The following is a 16,903-nucleotide window of genomic DNA, read 5'->3' as shown; positions in this document are numbered from 1 at the left end:
TCACCCGGGAGCCCGAGATGCCCACCCCCACACCTGCCGAGAGCACCCAGGGATCGGCCACCTCCACCGGCCTGGGGGTGGACGTCGGCGGCACAGGGATCAAGGCAGGACTGGTCGACCTCGGCACCGGGGAACTCCTCGGCCCCCGGTCGACTCGTCCCACCCCGCGGCCGGCGACGCCGGACGCGGTCTCCGAGGTCATCCGCGCGATGGTCGAGGAGCTCGGGTGGGACGGCCCTGTGGGGGTGGCGCTCCCCAGCGTCATCCACGACGGGGTCGCGAGGATCGCCCACAACATCGACGACTCCTGGGTCGGCTGCGACGTGGTCGCCCTGTTCGACGAGCACCTCCCCGGACGCTCGGTGGTCATGCTCAACGACGCCGACGCCGCGGGTATCACCGAGGTGCACTACGGCGCCGGTGAGGGGGTGGACGGCCTGGTGGTCCTGCTGACCTTCGGAACGGGGATCGGTTCGGCACTACTGCTCAACGGCCATCTCGTCCCCAACACGGAGTTCGGCCACCTCATGGTGGAGGACATCGCCGGCCGGGGTTTCGACGAGGCCGAGCACCTGGCCTCCGCGTCGGTTCGAGCGCGGGACGGACTGACCTACGAGGAATGGGCGCCCCACGTGTCCAACGTCCTGCGCTCCCTCGAGGACCTGCTCTGGCCCCGCGCATTCGTCCTGGGCGGCGGGATCAGCGAGGCCGCCGAGGAGTGGTTCCCGCTGCTGGAGAACCGCACCCCGGTTCGCGCGGCCATCAGACGAGGCGACGCCGGGATCATCGGGGCCGCGCTGTACTCGGCGGCGCACGACGGCCTGGTCGATCTGGGGTCGACACTGGCCCCGGACAGCTATTGACCCCTCGTCAACAGCGCCTGATGCGACCTCCCGGCTGGTTCCTCGTTACAATGGCGCAGGCCGGGATCACCTACCGGCCGGGGACGGGCCCGGTACCGCAAGGCGGACGGCTCGAGTGTCGGCACACTGTGCGGCATCGATCCCCGTTTCCCATCGATTCACCGGTTGTGAAGGGGCGTTTGTGGCAGCCACGAAGACCACCAGTTCGGATTCCGCGATGAGCGGCGATCCGTCGGACACCGAGGTCACGGGCGAGGCCCCCGCCAAGAAGACCGCGGCGAGCAGGACACCCGCGAAGAAGGCCGGCCCCGCCAAGAAGACGGCGGCGAAGAAGTCGGCCCCGGCCAAGAAGACCGCCGCCAAGAAGACCGCCGCGAAGAAGACCGCGGCCAAGAAGACCGCCGCCGCGGGGGAGCCCGCGATCACGGACACCGCTCCGATCGACGACGCACCGGTCGAGGCACTCGAGGTCGAGCCGGATACCGCCGAGCTCGAGGACGTCGAGGTCGAGGTCGTCGACGTCAATGACGCGGAGGCCGACGAGGAGACCAAGGAGGGGCCGACCGCCAAGGACAAGGCGTCGGGCGACTTCGTCTGGGACGAGGACGAGTCCGAGGCCCTGCGGCAGGCCCGCAAGGACGCCGAGCTCACCGCCTCGGCCGACTCGGTCCGCGCCTATCTCAAGCAGATCGGCAAGGTCGCCCTGCTCAACGCCGAAGAGGAGGTCGAGCTGGCCAAGCGTATCGAGGCCGGCCTCTACGCCACCTGGTTCATGGCCCAGGTCGTCGAGCGTGGAGAGAAGCTCACCACCGCCCAGCGCCGCGACTACAAGTGGATCGAGCGGGATGGTGTCCGCGCCAAGAACCACCTGCTCGAGGCCAACCTCCGGCTGGTCGTCTCCCTGGCCAAGCGCTACACCGGCCGCGGGATGGCGTTCCTGGACCTCATCCAGGAGGGCAACCTGGGTCTGATCCGCGCCGTCGAGAAGTTCGACTACACCAAGGGCTACAAGTTCTCGACCTACGCGACCTGGTGGATCCGCCAGGCCATCACCCGCGCCATGGCGGACCAGGCACGCACCATCCGCATCCCGGTGCACATGGTCGAGGTCATCAACAAGCTCGGGCGCATCCAGCGCGAGTTGCTCCAGGACCTGGGTCGCGAGCCCACTCCGGAGGAGCTGGCCAAGGAGATGGACATCACCCCGGAGAAGGTGCTGGAGATCCAGCAGTACGCCCGGGAGCCCATTTCGCTCGACCAGACCATCGGCGACGAGGGCGACTCCCAGCTCGGCGACTTCATCGAGGACTCCGAGGCCGTGGTGGCCGTGGACGCGGTGAGCTTCACGCTCCTGCAGGACCAGCTCCGCTCGGTGCTCGACACCCTGTCCGAGCGCGAGGCGGGTGTGGTGCGGTTGCGTTTCGGCCTCACCGACGGGCTGCCCCGCACGCTCGACGAGATCGGCCAGGTCTACGGGGTCACGCGTGAGCGGATCCGCCAGATCGAGTCCAAGACCATGTCCAAGCTGCGCCACCCGTCGCGGTCCCAGGTACTGCGCGACTACCTGGACTGATCGCCCGGGCGGTCCGATGCCCCGGACCGCAGACGACCCCGGGCCCCGTCGACATCGACGGGGCCCGGGGTCGTTCGCACGAGCATCCGCCAGGGACGCCGAGGGTGGTACCGCGCCTCCCCTACCAGCTGCGCAGCAGCGAGATCCGTTCCCGGATCTGGTCGGCCGAGGCCATGGGCACCGGAGGACCACCACAGGAGTTGCGCAGCTGCGTGTGGATGGCGCCGTGGGACTTGCCCAGGCGGCCCGAGTACACGGACACCAGCGTGTTGAGCTGGCGCCTCAGATCCTTGAGCTCGGCCGCGGAGGCCACGCGGGCGGCAGCCGCACCCGCGTTCGCGCCCGGACCGCCGGCATTGCCCGGGAGGGTGGTGCCGGAGATTGTCGGGTCCGTCCCCACGCCCACCACCGCCACTGCCCCGGGCGCGGAGGACCCCTCACCGGACGACCGTCTGATCTGCTCCTTCTCCCGCTGACGCAGGAGGGCCTTGACGTCGTCCGCCCCGAGCAGACCGGGGAGACCGATGTAGTCGGCCTCCTCCTCGCTCCCCGCGAACGTGGCCGTGCCGTAGGAGGACCCTTCGTAGACGATCTGGTCGAGTTCGGCGTCGGCGCCGAGGGAGATGTACCCCTTGTCCTCGTCGTCCGCGTCGGGCTCGTCGTGTTGCTGGTTGGCCTGCGCCAGCAGCTCGTCCTCGAGCCCGTCCTCGCGGTGGGGCTTGCCCAGGACGTGGTCCCGTTGGGCCTCCATCTGGGAGGCGAGCTGCAACAGGACCGGGACCGACGGCAGGAACACCGACGCGGTCTCCCCCGGCCTGCGGGACCTGACGAACCGGCCGATGGCCTGGGCGAAGTACAAGGGCGTCGAGGCACTGGTGGCGTACACCCCCACGCTCAGGCGCGGGACGTCCACCCCCTCCGAGACCATGCGGACCGCGACCATCCACTCGTCCGTCGAGGCGGAGAACGTGCCGATCCGGCTCGAGGCCGTGGGGTCGTCGGACAGGACGACGACGGGGGCCCGCCCGGTGATCTCCGTGAGCAGTGCCGCGTACTCGCGGGCGCGTTCCTGGTCGGTGGCGATCACCAACCCGCCGGCGTCGGGCACCCCACCCGCACGGATCTGCCGGAGCCGGGTGTGTGCCGCCTGGAGCACCGCCGGCATCCAGTCGCCGTGGGGGTCCAACGCCACCCGCCAGGCGCGCGAGTTCTGATCCGCGCTGAGCGGTTCGCCGAGCCGGGCGGAGAACTCCTCACCGGCATTGGTCCGCCAGCGCGCCTCGCCAGAGTAGGCGAGGAAGACGACGGGGCGCACCACGCCGTCGGCCAGGGCGTCGGCGTACCCGTAGGAGTGATCGGCCCTGGACCGCTGATGGCCCTGGCCGTCGGGTTCGTAGGTGACGAACGGGATCGGACTGTCGTCGGAGCGGAACGGTGTGCCGGTCAGGGACAGGCGACGCTCGGCGTCGTCGAACGCCTCACGGATGCCGTCTCCCCAGCTCTTGGCGTCGCCGCCGTGGTGGATCTCGTCGAGGATCACCAGGGTTCGGCGGGATGCGGTCCGTTCGCGGTGCTTGAACGGGTGAGATGCCACCTGGGCGTAGGTGACCACCACGCCGTGGTATTCCGGGGCGAGCGCGCCCGAGGAGTTGGAGTACTCGGGATCGAGCGCGATACCGGCCCTCGCGGCGGCCTCGGCCCATTGGAACTTGAGGTGCTCGGTGGGGGCCACCACGGTGATCGCGTCGACCGTCCGGTCGGCCAGGAGTTCGGTGGCCACGCGCAGACCGAAGGTCGTCTTACCGGCGCCGGGAGTGGCCACGGCGAGGAAGTCCTTCGGCCGGGCCATGAGGTACTTGCGCAGCGCGGTCCGCTGCCAGGCGCGCAGCGGCGCACCCGCGGCCGCCGTGGCGGCGGGGTCAGCGGTCTGCTCCTCGGTGCCCGGGACCGCGCCGGGTTCACTCACCAGGCTTCAGGGTCTCGTAGACGCGCTTGCACTCCGGGCAGACGGGGGAACCGGGCTTGGCGGACCGGGTGACAGGGAACACCTCGCCGCAGAGGGCGATCACATAGGAGCCCATGACCGCGCTCTCGGCGATCTTGCTCTTGTCCACGTAGTGGAAGAACTTGGGCGCGTCGTCCTGCGTCTCCTCGGTCGTCGTGACCTCGGGGCGCTCTAGTGTCTTGGTCCGGGTGGTGCTCACCCCCTCATGATGCCGCACGCCACGGTCGGCGCGCCAACGCCGGAGTACCTTGGGGGCCATGGCACCCGACTCCCGTCGCAAGCGGTCCAAAGATCGGGACGGCACCGCGAGGCCCGTTCTGATCACCGCCGCGCGGGAGTCCTACCGGGACGAACTCGCTGCGCGGAAGAAGCGGTACTTCCTCCTGATGTCCATCCGGATCCCGGCGTTGCTCCTCGCCGCGGGGTCCCTGGCTCTCTGGAACAACCCGTGGATCGCACTGGCCATCGTCGCGGGGTCCATACCGATCCCGTGGATCGCCGTGATCAGCGCCAACGACAGGCCTCCGCTACCCAAGGGTCAGGCCCGGATGTACACCGCCGGTGCGCTGTCCAACCACACGCCCTACGCCATGCCGCCGAGCCTCACGGGTGGCCCGTCGTCGCACCCGAGCCCGGCCCACGACGACCCGGCACACGGTGACCGCTCCGGCGACGGTCCCGCCCCCGCGACCCCGGACCCGGCCGACCGACCCGATGAGAGCGATCCCGCCCGGTGACCCCGACAGTTCCCACCCTCACCCGTCTGGCCCCCGTCCTGGCGGAGTCGTTCCGCGAGTGCCACTTCACGGTGCCCGGTCTGGAGGACACGCTGGGACCGGAGGCGGTCTCGGCGCTCGCCCGCTCGGACTCGGCGTCCGTCCGCAGGCGCGCCCGCTCCGCCGGGCCGGTCGGGACCCTGGTCCGGTTGTTCATCCTGGGCGGCGCGGTCCCCGAGGACGAGGTCGTGGCGGCCCTGCCCGGGGTACCCGTCCCCGACGGGATCGACGCCGGATTGTGGACTCGTCAGACCACGCCGGAGGCGACCCTCCGGGCGCTCCTCGACCTCCGACCCGTGGACACCGGTCACGGCACACGCTGGGTCTTCGCCGACCTCGACGGGTCGATGGCCCACGCCATTACGAGGCCCGACCACGTCCTCGGGGTCGGGCAGGCCACGCTGTCCCTCCTCCGGATCACACCCACCTCCCCCGTGGACTCCGTCCTCGACCTCGGCACCGGCTGCGGCATCCAGCTCGTGCACGCCCTCGAGACCGCGAGGACGGCGACGGGTACGGACATCACCCCGAGGTGTCTGGACCTGGCGTCCGCCACGCTGGCCATCAACGGGTTGGACGGGGAACTGCTCGCCGGTCCCTGGTTCGAGCCCGTGGCCCATCGTCGTTTCGACCGGGTCGTCGCCAACCCGCCGTTCGTGGTGGGCCCCTCCGATCCCGGCCATACCTACCGCGAGTCGGGACTCGACCTCGACGGGGCGAGCAGGACGGTCGTGTCCGGGGCTCACGAACACCTGACCCAGGGCGGCACCGCGGTCATCCTGGCCTCCTGGGTGGAGCGGCAGGACACCGACTGGCGGACCCACGTGGCGTCGTGGATCCCCTCCGACGGGGTGGAGGCCTGGGTACTCCGTCGCGACACGTCGGACCCGGAGCTCTACGTCTGGACATGGCTCACGGACGAGGGCCTGGACCCGAGGGACGAGTCCACCGCCCTCGCGGCGGACGCCTGGCTCGACCACTTCGAGGACCGGGGCGTCGACGGGGTCGGGTTCGGGTACGTCTTCCTCAGGCGGATCGACGGCGCGTCGTCGGTGCTCTGCGAGGACCTCACCCACCCCTTCGACGAGGGGCTCGGAGACGAGGCCGAGGCCTACTTCGCGCGGATGGCCTGGCTGCGGGCGGCCGCGGACCGACGGGGTGGGCAGGAGCGGGCGCTGGACGCGACGGTGTTCACCGTCTCCCCCGACGTCCGCCTGCACGTCTCGGAGAGCCTGGCGCCGGACCCCGGTGACCCGGGGGACGAGACGTCCGGGTCCTCCGCGCCGGCCGGGATGGTGGTGGTCGAGCGTGTCACCGGTGCGCGTTGGCGCCACGAGATCGACCCGCTGACCGCGACGGTCCTCCGAGGGGCGCGTATGGGTGCGCTACCCCTGGAGGATCTCGTCGTCCTCGCCGCGGCGGGGGCCGGTCGGGACCCCGGGGAGCTGGCGGAACCCGTGCGCAGGGTCGTGGCCGATCTGTTCCTCCACGGCGTCGTCGTCCCCGCCGGGGTCCCCGGGTTGCTCCCGCCCGGCGTTCGCACCGCCGTCACCCCGGGGCCGGTGGGCGGGTGAGGGCCGTCATCACGCGCGTCACCGAGGCGTCGGTCACCGTCGACGGGAAGGTCGTGGGTGCGCTCCCCCGCGCCGGGCTGCTGGTGCTGCTGGGCGTGTCGACCGACGACGACGAGGTGGACGTCGCCACGATGGTCCGCAAGATCGCGGAGCTGCGAATCCTGCCGGGCGAGGTGGGGGCGGTCGAGATCGGCGCGCCTGTCCTGGTGGTCAGCCAGTTCACCCTCATGGGGTCGACGAGCAAGGGGCGCCGACCGTCCTGGGCCCGCGCGGCCCCCGGGGAACGGGCCGAGGCCGCGGTCGATGCGGTGGTGCGGGGTCTCTGTGACCGGGGTCTCGAGGTCGCGACCGGGGCGTTCGGCGAGATGATGCAGGTCAGCTCCGTGAACGACGGCCCGTTCACCGTCCTCGTCGACACCTCGGGCTCCCGGACGTCGTGACGGACGTCATGGGCGCGGGAACATTCCAGGCACCACCGCCGTTGTAGCAGTACGTGACCGTGACCCGGACACGCGTCCGTTCCGTCCATCAGCAACCGACCGCCGACTCTGATCCCCCGGGCCGGCAGGAGGAGGAGACATGACGTCAGCCACCACCCGATCGGACCGTCGGACGGAGGCGGATTCGGATGGCCAGAGCCCCAGCGCGGACCTCGTCCGCGTCTACCTCAACGGGATCGGCAAGACGGCTCTGCTGAACGCGGAGGACGAGGTCGAACTCTCCAAGCGTATCGAGGCCGGCCTCTACGCTGCCCATCTCCTGGCCACCAAGAAGCGGATGGGCCCCACCAAGAAGGCCGACCTCAAGGTGATCGTCGCTGAGGGCGAGGCCGCCCGCGCGCACCTCCTCGAGGCAAATCTGCGCCTGGTGGTCTCACTCGCCAAGCGCTACACGGGGCGCGGCATGCCGCTGCTGGACCTCATCCAAGAGGGCAACCTCGGCCTGATCAGGGCCATGGAGAAGTTCGACTACGCCAAGGGCTTCAAGTTCTCGACCTACGCCACGTGGTGGATCCGCCAGGCGATCACCCGGGGGATGGCCGACCAGTCCCGCACCATCCGGCTCCCCGTGCACCTGGTCGAGCAGGTCAACAAGCTCGCCCGCATCAAGCGGGAACTCCACCAGCAGCTCGGTCGCGAGGCGACTCTCGATGAGCTGGCGGAGGAGTCGGGGATCCCCGCGCACAAGATCGAGGAGCTGCTCGACCACTCGCGCGACCCGGTGAGCCTGGACATGCCCGTCGGCGCGGACGAGGAGGCGCCGTTGGGCGACTTCATCGAGGACGCCGAGGCCACCAGCGCCGAGAACACGGTCGTCACCAACGTCATGCACTCGGACGTCCGTGCGGTCCTGTCCACGCTCGAGGAGCGCGAGCAGCAGGTCATCACACTTAGGTTCGGTCTCGACGACGGCCAGCCCCGCACCCTCGATCAGATCGGCAAGCGTTTCGGGCTCTCGCGTGAGCGCGTCCGCCAGATCGAGCGCGAGGTCATGGCGAAGCTCCGTGAGGGGCGCCGCGCCGACAAGCTCCGCTCCTACGCGGTCTGAGGTCCGCGCCGGACAGGGGTACGGCTGAGCCCCGGCTCCACGTCAGGCGGGTTCACCCCGCCACCGGAGCCGGGGCTCAGCCGTGTGCGGACCGGGCGGCGAGCCGCGCCAGCGCGGTGGCCGGCCCGCCGCGCACGCCGCGCTGGCTGTACTGACAGCTAGCGCAGTCTCCGCGGCCCCTCGTCCCCGCTGAACCGCGGGGGCGGCCCCAGATGGACCTGTGCGTACAACACGGACACACCGTCGGGGGCCGCGAGCGCCGGGTCGAGGGATAGCCGCCTGAGCTCGGGGACGTCCTCCACCAGGCACGACATCCGGCCCATGAGCTCCACCAGCGCGTCCCTGTCCGCCGGGGTGTCCCCCGCATACCCGTCGAGGATGGGAGCGGCCCGCGGACGGTCGAGAAGCGACCGGGCCTCCGAGGGGGAGATCGGCAGGGTGCTGAACGCGCGATCGGCGAGGAGGTCCGAGAGCATCCCGGACAGGCCGAAGGAGATGAGCGAGCCGAAGATCGGGTGGTCCGCCACCCGGATCGTCACCGCGACCCCCTTGGTGGCCATCTTCTGGACGTGGAGTGCCCGGGAGCCGGTGGTCGCCCGGAGGTCGTCGAAGGCATGACGCACGGCCCCCGCGTCGGTCAGATCCAGGCGGACCCCGGACTGGTCACTGCGGGTCCGCCACTTCTCCCCCATCGCCTTGACCGCCACCGGGTACCCGAGTTCCTCGGCCGCCATCGCCGCCTGCTCCACTCCGGCCGCCACACGGTAGTCGACGATCCCGACGCCGTAGCACTCCAGCAGACCCCGGACCTGCCCCTGGGTGAGTTCGAACGACTCACTCCCGGTGTTCGAGTGACACAGCGAATCGACGAGATCCCGCGCGCGGGCGCGGTCGATGTCGTCGTACTCGGCCGGCTCCTCGGCGGGCTGGTCCAACCACTCGGCGTAGCGGCGGGCGCGCACCAGCGCTGACACCGCACGCTCGGGGTACGGGTACGACGGGATGGAACCCCGTGAGGCCACGCCGGACTCGTCCGTGATGGTGAGACCCTCGGGCAGCCCCTCGCCGGCGAGGAAGGTACTGACCACCGGCTTGGAACTGTCGGCCGCAGCAGCACGGATAGCCTCGGCGTAGGCATCGGGCTCGGTGGCCACCGGTGGCACGAAGACCGTCAGGACCGAGTCCACCTCGTCGCGGGCCACCACGTCGGCTATCGCGGTCCGGAAGTCCTCGGGTAGCGCTCCGGCCCCCAGGTCGATCGAGTGCGCCACGGTGAATCCCTGCAGCCGCGCGGAGTCCCCGCCGAGTCGCCCGACGGCGGTCGAGTTCCCGACGATCGCCAGACGGCCGCCCGCCGGCAGCGGCTGATAGGCGAGCAACGTCGCGGTGTCGAACATGTCGGTGATGGAGTCCACCTGGATGAGCCCGGAGTCACGGAACAGTCCGCGGATGGCCGAGGCTGTCAGGCCCTGTACTCCCGATTCCATGTCGTCGGCGGCCCGGCGAACCACCACGACCGGCTTGTTGCGGGCCACCCGGCGCGCGATCCGCGAGAACTTGCGGGGGTTACCGAAACTCTCCAGGTAGAGCAGGACCACCTCGGTATCGGTGTCGGTATCCCAGTACTGGAGCAGGTCGTTACCAGAGACGTCGGCTCGGTTACCCGCGGAGACGAAGGTGGACAGGCCCAGCCCCCGGCGGGCGGCTGCGGCGAGGATGGTGATCCCCAGGGCACCGGACTGACAGAAGAACCCTGCCCGGCCCGGCCCCGGGACCACCTCGGCGAGGGTGGCGTTGAGCTGGACGTCGGGAGAGGTGTTGATCACCCCGAGGGCGTTGGGCCCCACCACCCGCATACCGTGGGCGCGGGCCTCGCTGACCAGGCGACGTTCGGACACCACTCCGGCGCTGCCGACGTCGGAGAACCCGGCAGAGATCACGACGAGGGTCGAGACCCCCTTGGACAGGCAGTCGTCGAGCACCTCGGACATGGACGCGGCCGGAACCGCCACCACGGCCAGGTCCACCGGGTCGGGGATGTCGCGGACGCTGGCGTAGGCGCGGACGGACTGCACGGAGGTCGCATCGGAGTTGACCGGGTACACCGGGCCGGAGAACCCGTTCCCGATGAGGTTGCGCAGGACCGTGTGGCCGATTTTCCCGACCTGGTCGGAGGCGCCGATGACCGCCACCGAGGCGGGGGTCAGGACTCTCGCGAGGCTGCGCGCCTCGGCCGCGGTCTCGCGGGCGTTGCGGACGTTGGTCAACGCCTCGGTGGGGTCGATCGCGAACTCGAGATGCAGGGTGGATCCATCGAAGGAGCGCGAGATCTCGTACCCCGCCCGTCGGAACACCTGGATCATCGACCGGTTCTCCGAGAGCACCTCCGCCTCGAAGTGGTCGATCCCGCACTCTGCGGCGGACCCCGCGAGATGCTCGAGGAAGATCGACCCGAGCCCCCGCCCCTGGTGCTGGTCCGAGATGGTGAACGCCACCTCGGCGAACGTCGAGTCCGGGAGCCTCTCGTAGATCGCCATCCCGATGATCTCCGCGCCCAGTTCCGCGACGAACGCCATGCGGTCGCGGTAGTCGACGTTGGTCATCCGCTGCAGTTCCTTGGCCGACAGGACGTCATGGGAGCCGAAGTAGCGCAGGTAGCGGGTCCGTTCGGAGAGGCTGGCGTGGAAGCGGGTGATCTTCTCCGAGTCGTTGGGCAGGACCGGCCGGATCCGCACCGCGCGGCCGTCGGAACCCAGGACGTCCGCCGCCCACTCGTGCGGGTAGCCCTCCGGATAGTCGTCGACCGCCGTGTCGGTGGAGGCGTGTTCTGGCGGGTTGACGACGGGCGCGTCACCCTCGGGGGCGCCGCCGTCGGTCGTTCCGTCACCGGGGTTGGCCATCGTGGTCCTCCATGAGACAGCAGTCGTGAATGGTGGGCACCCGCGACGCGGGAGCGTTGCGGTCAGTCCCGGGGATCGTCCGGGTCGAGTCCGAGCAGGGGGTACACCGAGCGGCGGGTGTCGAGGATCGACTGGTCGAGTCGGGCCAGCGTCCGGTCCATCTCTCCCCCACGATCGGCACCGGCGGGCTCCCAGGGCGTGTGCGCGGGGTCTCCGCCGTCACTCATCGTCTGCGGGACCCTGTCCGGAACGGTGAACCGGGCGGCCATGGCCTTCCACTCCTCCGGCACCCGCGTCTCCGGATCCACGGGGACGCCGAGGACGGCCGCGATGAGATGGGTCCACGATCGCGGGACCACCCGGACCAGCTCGTAGCCACCACCGCCGATCGCGATGATCCGCCCCTCGCAGAGCTCGTCCGCCAACGCGATGAGCCGGAGGTAGGACTCGCGGTGCCCGTCGACTGTGAGGGACAGGTCGGCGAGCGGGTCCTCGCGGTGCGAGTCACAACCGGCCTGCATGACGATGATCTGCGGCTCGAAGGCCCGGAGGACCCCGGGGACGACCGCGTGGAACCCGCGCAGCCACAGCCCGTCCGTGACCGCCGGCAGGAACGCCAGGTTCACCGCGGTCCCCTCAGCCCGGCCCACCCCCGTCTCCGACGCCCATCCCGTCGACGGCCACAGGGTCGCCGGGTGCTGGTGCAGGGACATGGTCAGCACACGCGGATCCTCGTAGAAGGCGGCCTGGACACCGTCCCCGTGGTGGACGTCGATGTCCACGTAGGCGATGCGGTCGTACCCGTTGTCGAGCAACCAGCTGATGGCCACCGCGGCGTCGTTGTAGACGCAGAACCCGGCGGCGGCCGCGGGCATGGCGTGGTGCATGCCGCCGGCCACGGAGACCGCCCGCGTCGCGGCGCCACTGGCGATCGCCCGCGCTGCTGCGAGGGTGCCTCCGGCCACCGCGGCGCTGGCCTCGTGCATGCCCGGGAACGTCGGGTTGTCCGCCGTGCCGAGACCGTGGCTCATCCCGAAGTGCTCCCCGGGCGGCAGGTCGCCGGCCGCCCTGACGGCACTGACATAACGGGACGTGTGGACGCGGAGCAGCTCCTCGTCGCTCGCCGAACCGGGGTCCAGCATCTCCACGCCCTGCAGAACCCCGAGTTCCGTGGCCAGCGACATGGTCAGATCGAGTCTGCGCGGACTCATCGGATGATCGGCGGAGTGCCGGTACTCCATCAGCGAGGGACTCCACACCACCGCGGCCGCGACGCCGTCCCGGATACCGGCCATTGCCACCCGTCCTCCCCTCGCACCGGGACGCTCCCGGCGGCCCACACCCGGTGGGATCACCGAGATGTGCGCCCCACGAATCTACGCGGCGGGGCCCGACCCGACCCCCGATTGCCCGCTCCCCACCCCGGTTCGAGGCCCGGCGGTAGTCTCGACCGTGAACCCGGATGGGACCGTCGACCACCGGGGGCGACTACCTGCGACGATCCGACGTGGAGGATTCAGCGTGAAAGACCTGGTGGACACCACCGAGATGTACCTCCGCACCATCTATGAGCTCGAGGAGGAGGGAGTCATCCCACTCCGGGCCAGGATCGCGGAGCGACTCGAGCAGAGCGGTCCGACCGTGAGCCAGACGGTCGCGCGGATGGAACGCGACGGCCTCGTACACGTGGCGCCCGACCGTCATCTCCAGCTCACGACGACCGGCCGGGATCTGGCCGTGGACGTGATGCGCAAACACCGTCTCGCGGAGCGACTGCTCGTCGATGTGATCGGCTTGGAACTGGAGAAGGTCCACGCTGAGGCGTGCCGATGGGAGCACGTCATGAGTGACGACGTGGAGCGTCGCCTCATCGAGGTACTCGACGATCCGAGGACGTCACCGTACGGCAACCCCATACCAGGGCTCGACCGGATCGGTTACACCTCCCGGATGGCCGACGATCGCGCGTTCACGCGCCTGTCTGCGCTGGACACGGACATCCCGCACAGCGTCCGCATCCAGGCGATCGGCGAGAACGTCCAGATCGACACCGACCTCATCTCCGAGCTCCGCGCGCACGGGGTGGAACCACTGCGGACCGTGACCGCGACCCGGCGGGGCCACCTCGTCGAGCTCGACTCCGGTGACGGTCACACGGTGGAACTCGACGGTGACCACGCGCACGCGATCCAGGTCGAGATCCTCCCGTGAAGCTGCTCGTCACCGGCGGGGCGGGGTACGTCGGGGGGGTCTGCGCGACGGTGCTCGTCGAGCGCGGACACGAGGTCGTGGTCCTGGACGACCTCTCCACCGGCAACAGGTCGGGCGTCCCCGCGGGGGCGACGTTCATCGAGGGCGATGTCGCCGCGCTGGCGGGCGAGGTCCTGAGCCCGGGATCCGGATTCGACGGGGTGCTGCACTTCGCCGCCCGCTCACTCGTCGGGGAATCGGTGGAGAAGCCCGGGGAGTACTGGCAGGGCAACGTCGTGACCTCCCTCGCGCTCCTCGACGCGATGCGCGCGGCCGACGTCACGAACCTCGTCTTCTCGTCCACCGCGGCGACCTACGGCGAGCCGGAGCAGGTCCCGATCACCGAGGCCATGCCCACCCGGCCCACCAACACCTACGGCGCCACCAAACTGGCGATCGATCACGCCATCACCTCGTACGCGGTGGCCCACGGACTCGCCGCCACGAGCCTGCGCTACTTCAATGTGGCCGGCGCCCACGGTCCGGTGGGAGAGAACCGTGTCGTCGAGACCCACCTCATCCCGCTGGTCCTGCAGGTGGCCCTGGGGCACCGATCCGAGATCAAGGTCTTCGGCGACGACTGGCCCACCCCGGACGGCACCTGCGTCCGCGACTACATCCACGTCGCCGACCTCGCCGACGCGCACCTGCTGGCCCTGGAGTCCAATCGACCCGGTGTCCACCGCGTACTCAACCTCGGCAGCGGGGAGGGCTTCTCCGTCCGCGAGGTGATCGACGTGTGCCGCGAGGTCACCGGGCACCCGATCCCGGACGTGGTCGCGCCGCGCCGCGCCGGCGACCCGGCAGTCCTCGTGGCGTCCAGCGAGAAGGCGATGACGGAGCTGGGGTGGACCCCCACCCGCACCGATCTAGGCACCATCGTCCGCGATGCGTGGGCGTTCACGTCGGCCCTGGGTGATCGGGCGCACTCCGCCCCGCGGTAGTCCCGGGCCGGCGCGTTCGGCCCGGTCCCCTCAGGCCGCGGCCACCCGACGGAGACGCTCGGGCGCGAGCCCGTTCTCCAGTCCGTGGAGCAGCAATCGCGCCAACGAGTTCCCCGGGTCCGCTGTCACCGCCGCCTCGAGAGCGGACCGCGCGTGGACCCCGCTGCCGGCGAAGTAGGCCGCGGCCCCCAGCAACAGCAACGCCACCGAGCGTTCGCGGCCCGGCCGGCGGCGCGCGAGCGACCACCACAGCAGGCGGCGGCCGTCGCGATCGCACAGCCCCCGGTGGGCCAGTCGCCGGTAGACCTCGTCCCGCACGGCGATGTCCAGCAGGACGCGACCGATCCCGGCCAGCTCGTCGTCGTCGAGCTCCTCTCCCTCCTCCAGGCGGCGGACCGCGTCCTCGTGCGCCCTCACCGCGCGGTCCACCTCGAGGGCTCCCTCCAGCCGTGCGGGTCCCCGACCGTGCGGCTCGTCGTCACACGCCTCGTGGTCCCGCACCTGGTAGAGCCTGTCGATCTCTCCCCTCGAACCGGCCCGGACCCGCCCGTCGAACGCGTGGACCGCTGCGATCTCCGTCGAATCCGGATCGGCCTGCGTGCCCCGGACCATCCCGAACAGATCGACCCAGGGTGAGCCGTGTGCGAACTCGCCGACCCCGTAGGCGCCGACGACCTGCGTGCCGGCCAGCCCCAACCAGTACTCGAACGCCGCGGCGGCGTCCTCCGCGCGGAGCCCGGCGGAGTGCCCGTCCGCACAGTCCTCGTGGACCACCACCAGGTGCACGTCGGTCACTCCCTCCCTCGAGCAGAACCGGGCCAACCCACGAGCCGGACCGTCGTCGGCCACGACCGGTGGGTGCTCACCCTCCCCGGAGCGGCAGTCCTCCGCTCCGGTCCACCCGTCCGCTCCGGTCCACCCGTCCGCTCCGGCCCACCCGTCCGCACCGGCCCACCCGTCCGCGCCGACCCACCCGTCGACTCCCCCGGGTGGCGATCCCGGTGCCGCGAGCAGTCCGTCGACATCCATCCTGACGACCGGCCCGGCGTGGCCGTCTGCGGTCCGCCCGCATATCACCACCACCGATCCGGGCCCCGGCGGGAAGCCCAACATCGACGGGATGGACGCGATGAGCTCCTCCGGGGAGGTGATCACCACCGTCCGAGGGTCGTCCACTCCGTCGTCACCGATCCGTCCGTTCGCGGTCATCGTCGTCCACCTGTCTCGTCGTCTCGCGCTGTCTCGTCGTCTCGCGACCGCTCCCCGGAAGAGGGCGGCCCGCGGGTGCCGGTGCACCGGATCAACCTTCGGACACGCCACCGGCACTCACCCGGGAGTGAACCGGCGGGGAGCGACCCGCTGTGGAACCCGCGGCACGGTGGGGAATCAACTACGGCCCGCGGTCGTTGGCAAAGAGGAGAAACCCCGTCCCGGTGGGACGACAAGTTCGGACCCGACCGGACGGCTCGGGGTGTTGCGACGAGAGGAGTCGACATGGCCAGGCACAGCGATCTGTACCGACTGATCGAGCCCGTTCCCGATCTGCGATCGGAATCCGGACAGGGTCCGGTGCTCGTGCATGCGTTGGAGGGCTTCTCCGACGCCGGCCAGGCGATCCAGGGCGTCACGGAACACCTCAAGGACAGCCTGGACTCCCAGTTGATCGTGGAGTTCAACGCGGACGAGTTGGTGGACTACCGCTCACGTCGGCCGCAGGTGCGGTACTCCTTCGACCATTTCGCCGGGTACTCGGAGCCGACCATCCAGATGCACGCCGTGAAGGACGCGGGCGGCACGTCCTTCCTCCTGCTCTCCGGCCTCGAGCCGGACCTGAAGTGGGACGGGTTCACCGAATCCGTGATCGACCTCGCCGGTTCGTTCGGAGCCCGGATGTCGATCGGCCTCGGCGCCATCCCGCTGGGGGTGCCGCACACCCGCCCGACCCAGGCGAGTGCACACGCCAGCGACGTCGAACTCATCCGCGGCTTCACCGCGTGGCCCGGGGAGTTCTCCGTCCCGGGGAACGTGAGCGCGCTGCTGGAGCTCCGGATGGCCGAGCACGGCATCCCGTCCGCGGGCTTCACCGTCCACGTCCCCCAGTACCTGTCGCAGACCGCCTACCCCGCGGCGGTGCTCAACCTCGTCGGCAACATCGCCCAGATCTCGCAGCTCGAGCTGCCGTCCGGTGAGCTGGAGACCGCGGCCCAGGACTTCACCGCACAGGTCACCGCCCAGATCGCCGACAGCCCGGAGATCCGGACCGCCGTGGAGTTGATGGAGAAACAGTACGACGAGTTCATGGAGTCCCGCCACGGGTCCGACTCGCTCAACCCCGGCGGCACACCGCTGCCGTCCGGCGACGAGATCGGTGCCGAGTTCGAGCGGTTCCTCGCGGAGCAGACCGGCGACGACTAGCCCCGCGCCCACTAGCACGGACGGTCGGTCGCGGCCGGGCGACTAGGCTCGGTCG

14 protein-coding genes are annotated in these 16,903 nt (G+C 70.6%); 9 read left to right on the top strand and 5 right to left on the bottom strand.

Annotation, left to right across the window (positions count from 1 at the left end; translation table 11 throughout):
- The first annotated feature begins 17 nt into the window (after positions 1 to 17).
- Complete coding sequence (ppgK, locus tag ABIE38_RS03950) at positions 18 to 863, top strand: polyphosphate--glucose phosphotransferase (RefSeq protein WP_354054125.1); 846 nt, start codon at positions 18 to 20, stop codon at positions 861 to 863.
- Between the two features lie 181 nt (positions 864 to 1,044).
- Entirely contained in the window at positions 1,045 to 2,436 is a 1,392-nt protein-coding gene (locus ABIE38_RS03945; RefSeq protein ID WP_354054124.1) for an RNA polymerase sigma factor, read from the top strand.
- Positions 2,437 to 2,557: 121 nt separating this feature from the next.
- On the opposite strand, the gene ABIE38_RS03940 is transcribed toward ABIE38_RS03945, so the two are convergent.
- Positions 2,558 to 4,285 carry a DEAD/DEAH box helicase gene (locus tag ABIE38_RS03940; protein WP_354054754.1) on the bottom strand — a complete coding sequence of 576 codons (1,728 nt, stop codon included), beginning with the start codon at positions 4,283 to 4,285 and terminating at the stop codon, positions 2,558 to 2,560.
- 109 nt (positions 4,286 to 4,394) lie between these two features.
- Positions 4,395 to 4,640 carry a DUF3039 domain-containing protein gene (locus tag ABIE38_RS03935; RefSeq protein ID WP_017837712.1) on the bottom strand — a complete coding sequence of 82 codons (246 nt, stop codon included), beginning with the start codon at positions 4,638 to 4,640 and terminating at the stop codon, positions 4,395 to 4,397.
- Positions 4,641 to 4,698: 58 nt separating this feature from the next.
- Between ABIE38_RS03935 and ABIE38_RS03930 the strand changes: the two genes are divergently transcribed.
- From ABIE38_RS03930 to ABIE38_RS03915, 4 genes are all read left to right on the top strand, one after another.
- Complete coding sequence (locus ABIE38_RS03930) at positions 4,699 to 5,178, top strand: DUF3099 domain-containing protein (RefSeq protein ID WP_354054123.1); 480 nt, start codon at positions 4,699 to 4,701, stop codon at positions 5,176 to 5,178.
- Positions 5,175 to 6,791: a DUF7782 domain-containing protein gene (locus tag ABIE38_RS03925; RefSeq protein WP_354054122.1), complete on the top strand. Its 1,617-nt coding sequence runs from the start codon at positions 5,175 to 5,177 to the stop codon at positions 6,789 to 6,791. Before ABIE38_RS03930 ends, ABIE38_RS03925 begins: the two co-directional genes overlap by 4 nt.
- Positions 6,788 to 7,231 carry a D-aminoacyl-tRNA deacylase gene (gene dtd, locus ABIE38_RS03920; RefSeq protein WP_354054121.1) on the top strand — a complete coding sequence of 148 codons (444 nt, stop codon included), beginning with the start codon at positions 6,788 to 6,790 and terminating at the stop codon, positions 7,229 to 7,231. Before ABIE38_RS03925 ends, dtd begins: the two co-directional genes overlap by 4 nt.
- Positions 7,232 to 7,370: 139 nt before the next feature.
- Positions 7,371 to 8,339 carry a sigma-70 family RNA polymerase sigma factor gene (locus tag ABIE38_RS03915; protein ID WP_179525209.1) on the top strand — a complete coding sequence of 323 codons (969 nt, stop codon included), beginning with the start codon at positions 7,371 to 7,373 and terminating at the stop codon, positions 8,337 to 8,339.
- A 158-nt stretch (positions 8,340 to 8,497) separates the two neighbouring features.
- Here ABIE38_RS03915 and ABIE38_RS03910 read toward each other — a convergent pair whose 3' ends face one another.
- Together ABIE38_RS03910 and ABIE38_RS03905 are read right to left on the bottom strand one after the other, a co-directional pair.
- Positions 8,498 to 11,239 carry a bifunctional acetate--CoA ligase family protein/GNAT family N-acetyltransferase gene (locus tag ABIE38_RS03910; RefSeq protein ID WP_354054120.1) on the bottom strand — a complete coding sequence of 914 codons (2,742 nt, stop codon included), beginning with the start codon at positions 11,237 to 11,239 and terminating at the stop codon, positions 8,498 to 8,500.
- A 62-nt stretch (positions 11,240 to 11,301) separates the two neighbouring features.
- The gene (locus ABIE38_RS03905; protein ID WP_354054119.1) at positions 11,302 to 12,534 is read right to left on the bottom strand and encodes an acetoin utilization protein AcuC; all 1,233 of its coding nucleotides are present in this window, start codon (positions 12,532 to 12,534) and stop codon (positions 11,302 to 11,304) included.
- A 226-nt stretch (positions 12,535 to 12,760) separates the two neighbouring features.
- Here ABIE38_RS03905 and ABIE38_RS03900 point away from each other — a divergent pair, with 226 nt between their 5' ends.
- Both ABIE38_RS03900 and galE read left to right on the top strand, forming a co-directional pair.
- On the top strand, positions 12,761 to 13,450 hold the full coding sequence (locus ABIE38_RS03900) for an iron-dependent transcriptional repressor DtxR (protein WP_354054118.1): 690 nt from the start codon (positions 12,761 to 12,763) through the stop codon (positions 13,448 to 13,450).
- Complete coding sequence (galE, locus tag ABIE38_RS03895; RefSeq protein WP_354054117.1) at positions 13,447 to 14,433, top strand: UDP-glucose 4-epimerase GalE; 987 nt, start codon at positions 13,447 to 13,449, stop codon at positions 14,431 to 14,433. The genes ABIE38_RS03900 and galE overlap by 4 nt, the downstream gene beginning before the upstream one ends.
- Before the next feature lie 30 nt (positions 14,434 to 14,463).
- Here galE and ABIE38_RS03890 read toward each other — a convergent pair whose 3' ends face one another.
- Positions 14,464 to 15,642, bottom strand: a complete 1,179-nt coding sequence (locus ABIE38_RS03890) for a DUF4192 domain-containing protein (protein WP_354054116.1) — start codon at positions 15,640 to 15,642, stop codon at positions 14,464 to 14,466.
- 285 nt (positions 15,643 to 15,927) lie between these two features.
- Between ABIE38_RS03890 and ABIE38_RS03885 the strand changes: the two genes are divergently transcribed.
- Entirely contained in the window at positions 15,928 to 16,848 is a 921-nt protein-coding gene (locus ABIE38_RS03885) for a PAC2 family protein (RefSeq protein WP_354054115.1), read from the top strand.
- The last annotated feature ends 55 nt before the right edge of the window (positions 16,849 to 16,903 follow it).

This window comes from Dietzia sp. 2505 (genome assembly GCF_040546785.1).
Classification (GTDB): Bacteria; Actinomycetota; Actinomycetes; order Mycobacteriales; family Mycobacteriaceae; genus Dietzia.
This window is presented reverse-complemented; position numbering and strand designations above follow the sequence as displayed.

Bases quoted from the DNA above. Each gene is read 5' to 3' on its own strand.
- ppgK (WP_354054125.1), top strand. From the start codon at position 18: ATGCCCACCCCCACACCTGCCGAGAGCACCCAGGGATCGGCCACCTCC.
- ABIE38_RS03890 (WP_354054116.1), bottom strand. From the start codon at position 15,642: ATGACCGCGAACGGACGGATCGGTGACGACGGAGTGGACGACCCTCGG.
- ABIE38_RS03930 (WP_354054123.1), top strand. From the start codon at position 4,699: ATGGCACCCGACTCCCGTCGCAAGCGGTCCAAAGATCGGGACGGCACC.
- ABIE38_RS03885 (WP_354054115.1), top strand. From the start codon at position 15,928: ATGGCCAGGCACAGCGATCTGTACCGACTGATCGAGCCCGTTCCCGAT.
- ABIE38_RS03905 (WP_354054119.1), bottom strand. From the start codon at position 12,534: ATGGCCGGTATCCGGGACGGCGTCGCGGCCGCGGTGGTGTGGAGTCCC.
- ABIE38_RS03915 (WP_179525209.1), top strand. From the start codon at position 7,371: ATGACGTCAGCCACCACCCGATCGGACCGTCGGACGGAGGCGGATTCG.
- ABIE38_RS03940 (WP_354054754.1), bottom strand. From the start codon at position 4,285: ATGGCCCGGCCGAAGGACTTCCTCGCCGTGGCCACTCCCGGCGCCGGT.
- ABIE38_RS03910 (WP_354054120.1), bottom strand. From the start codon at position 11,239: ATGGCCAACCCCGGTGACGGAACGACCGACGGCGGCGCCCCCGAGGGT.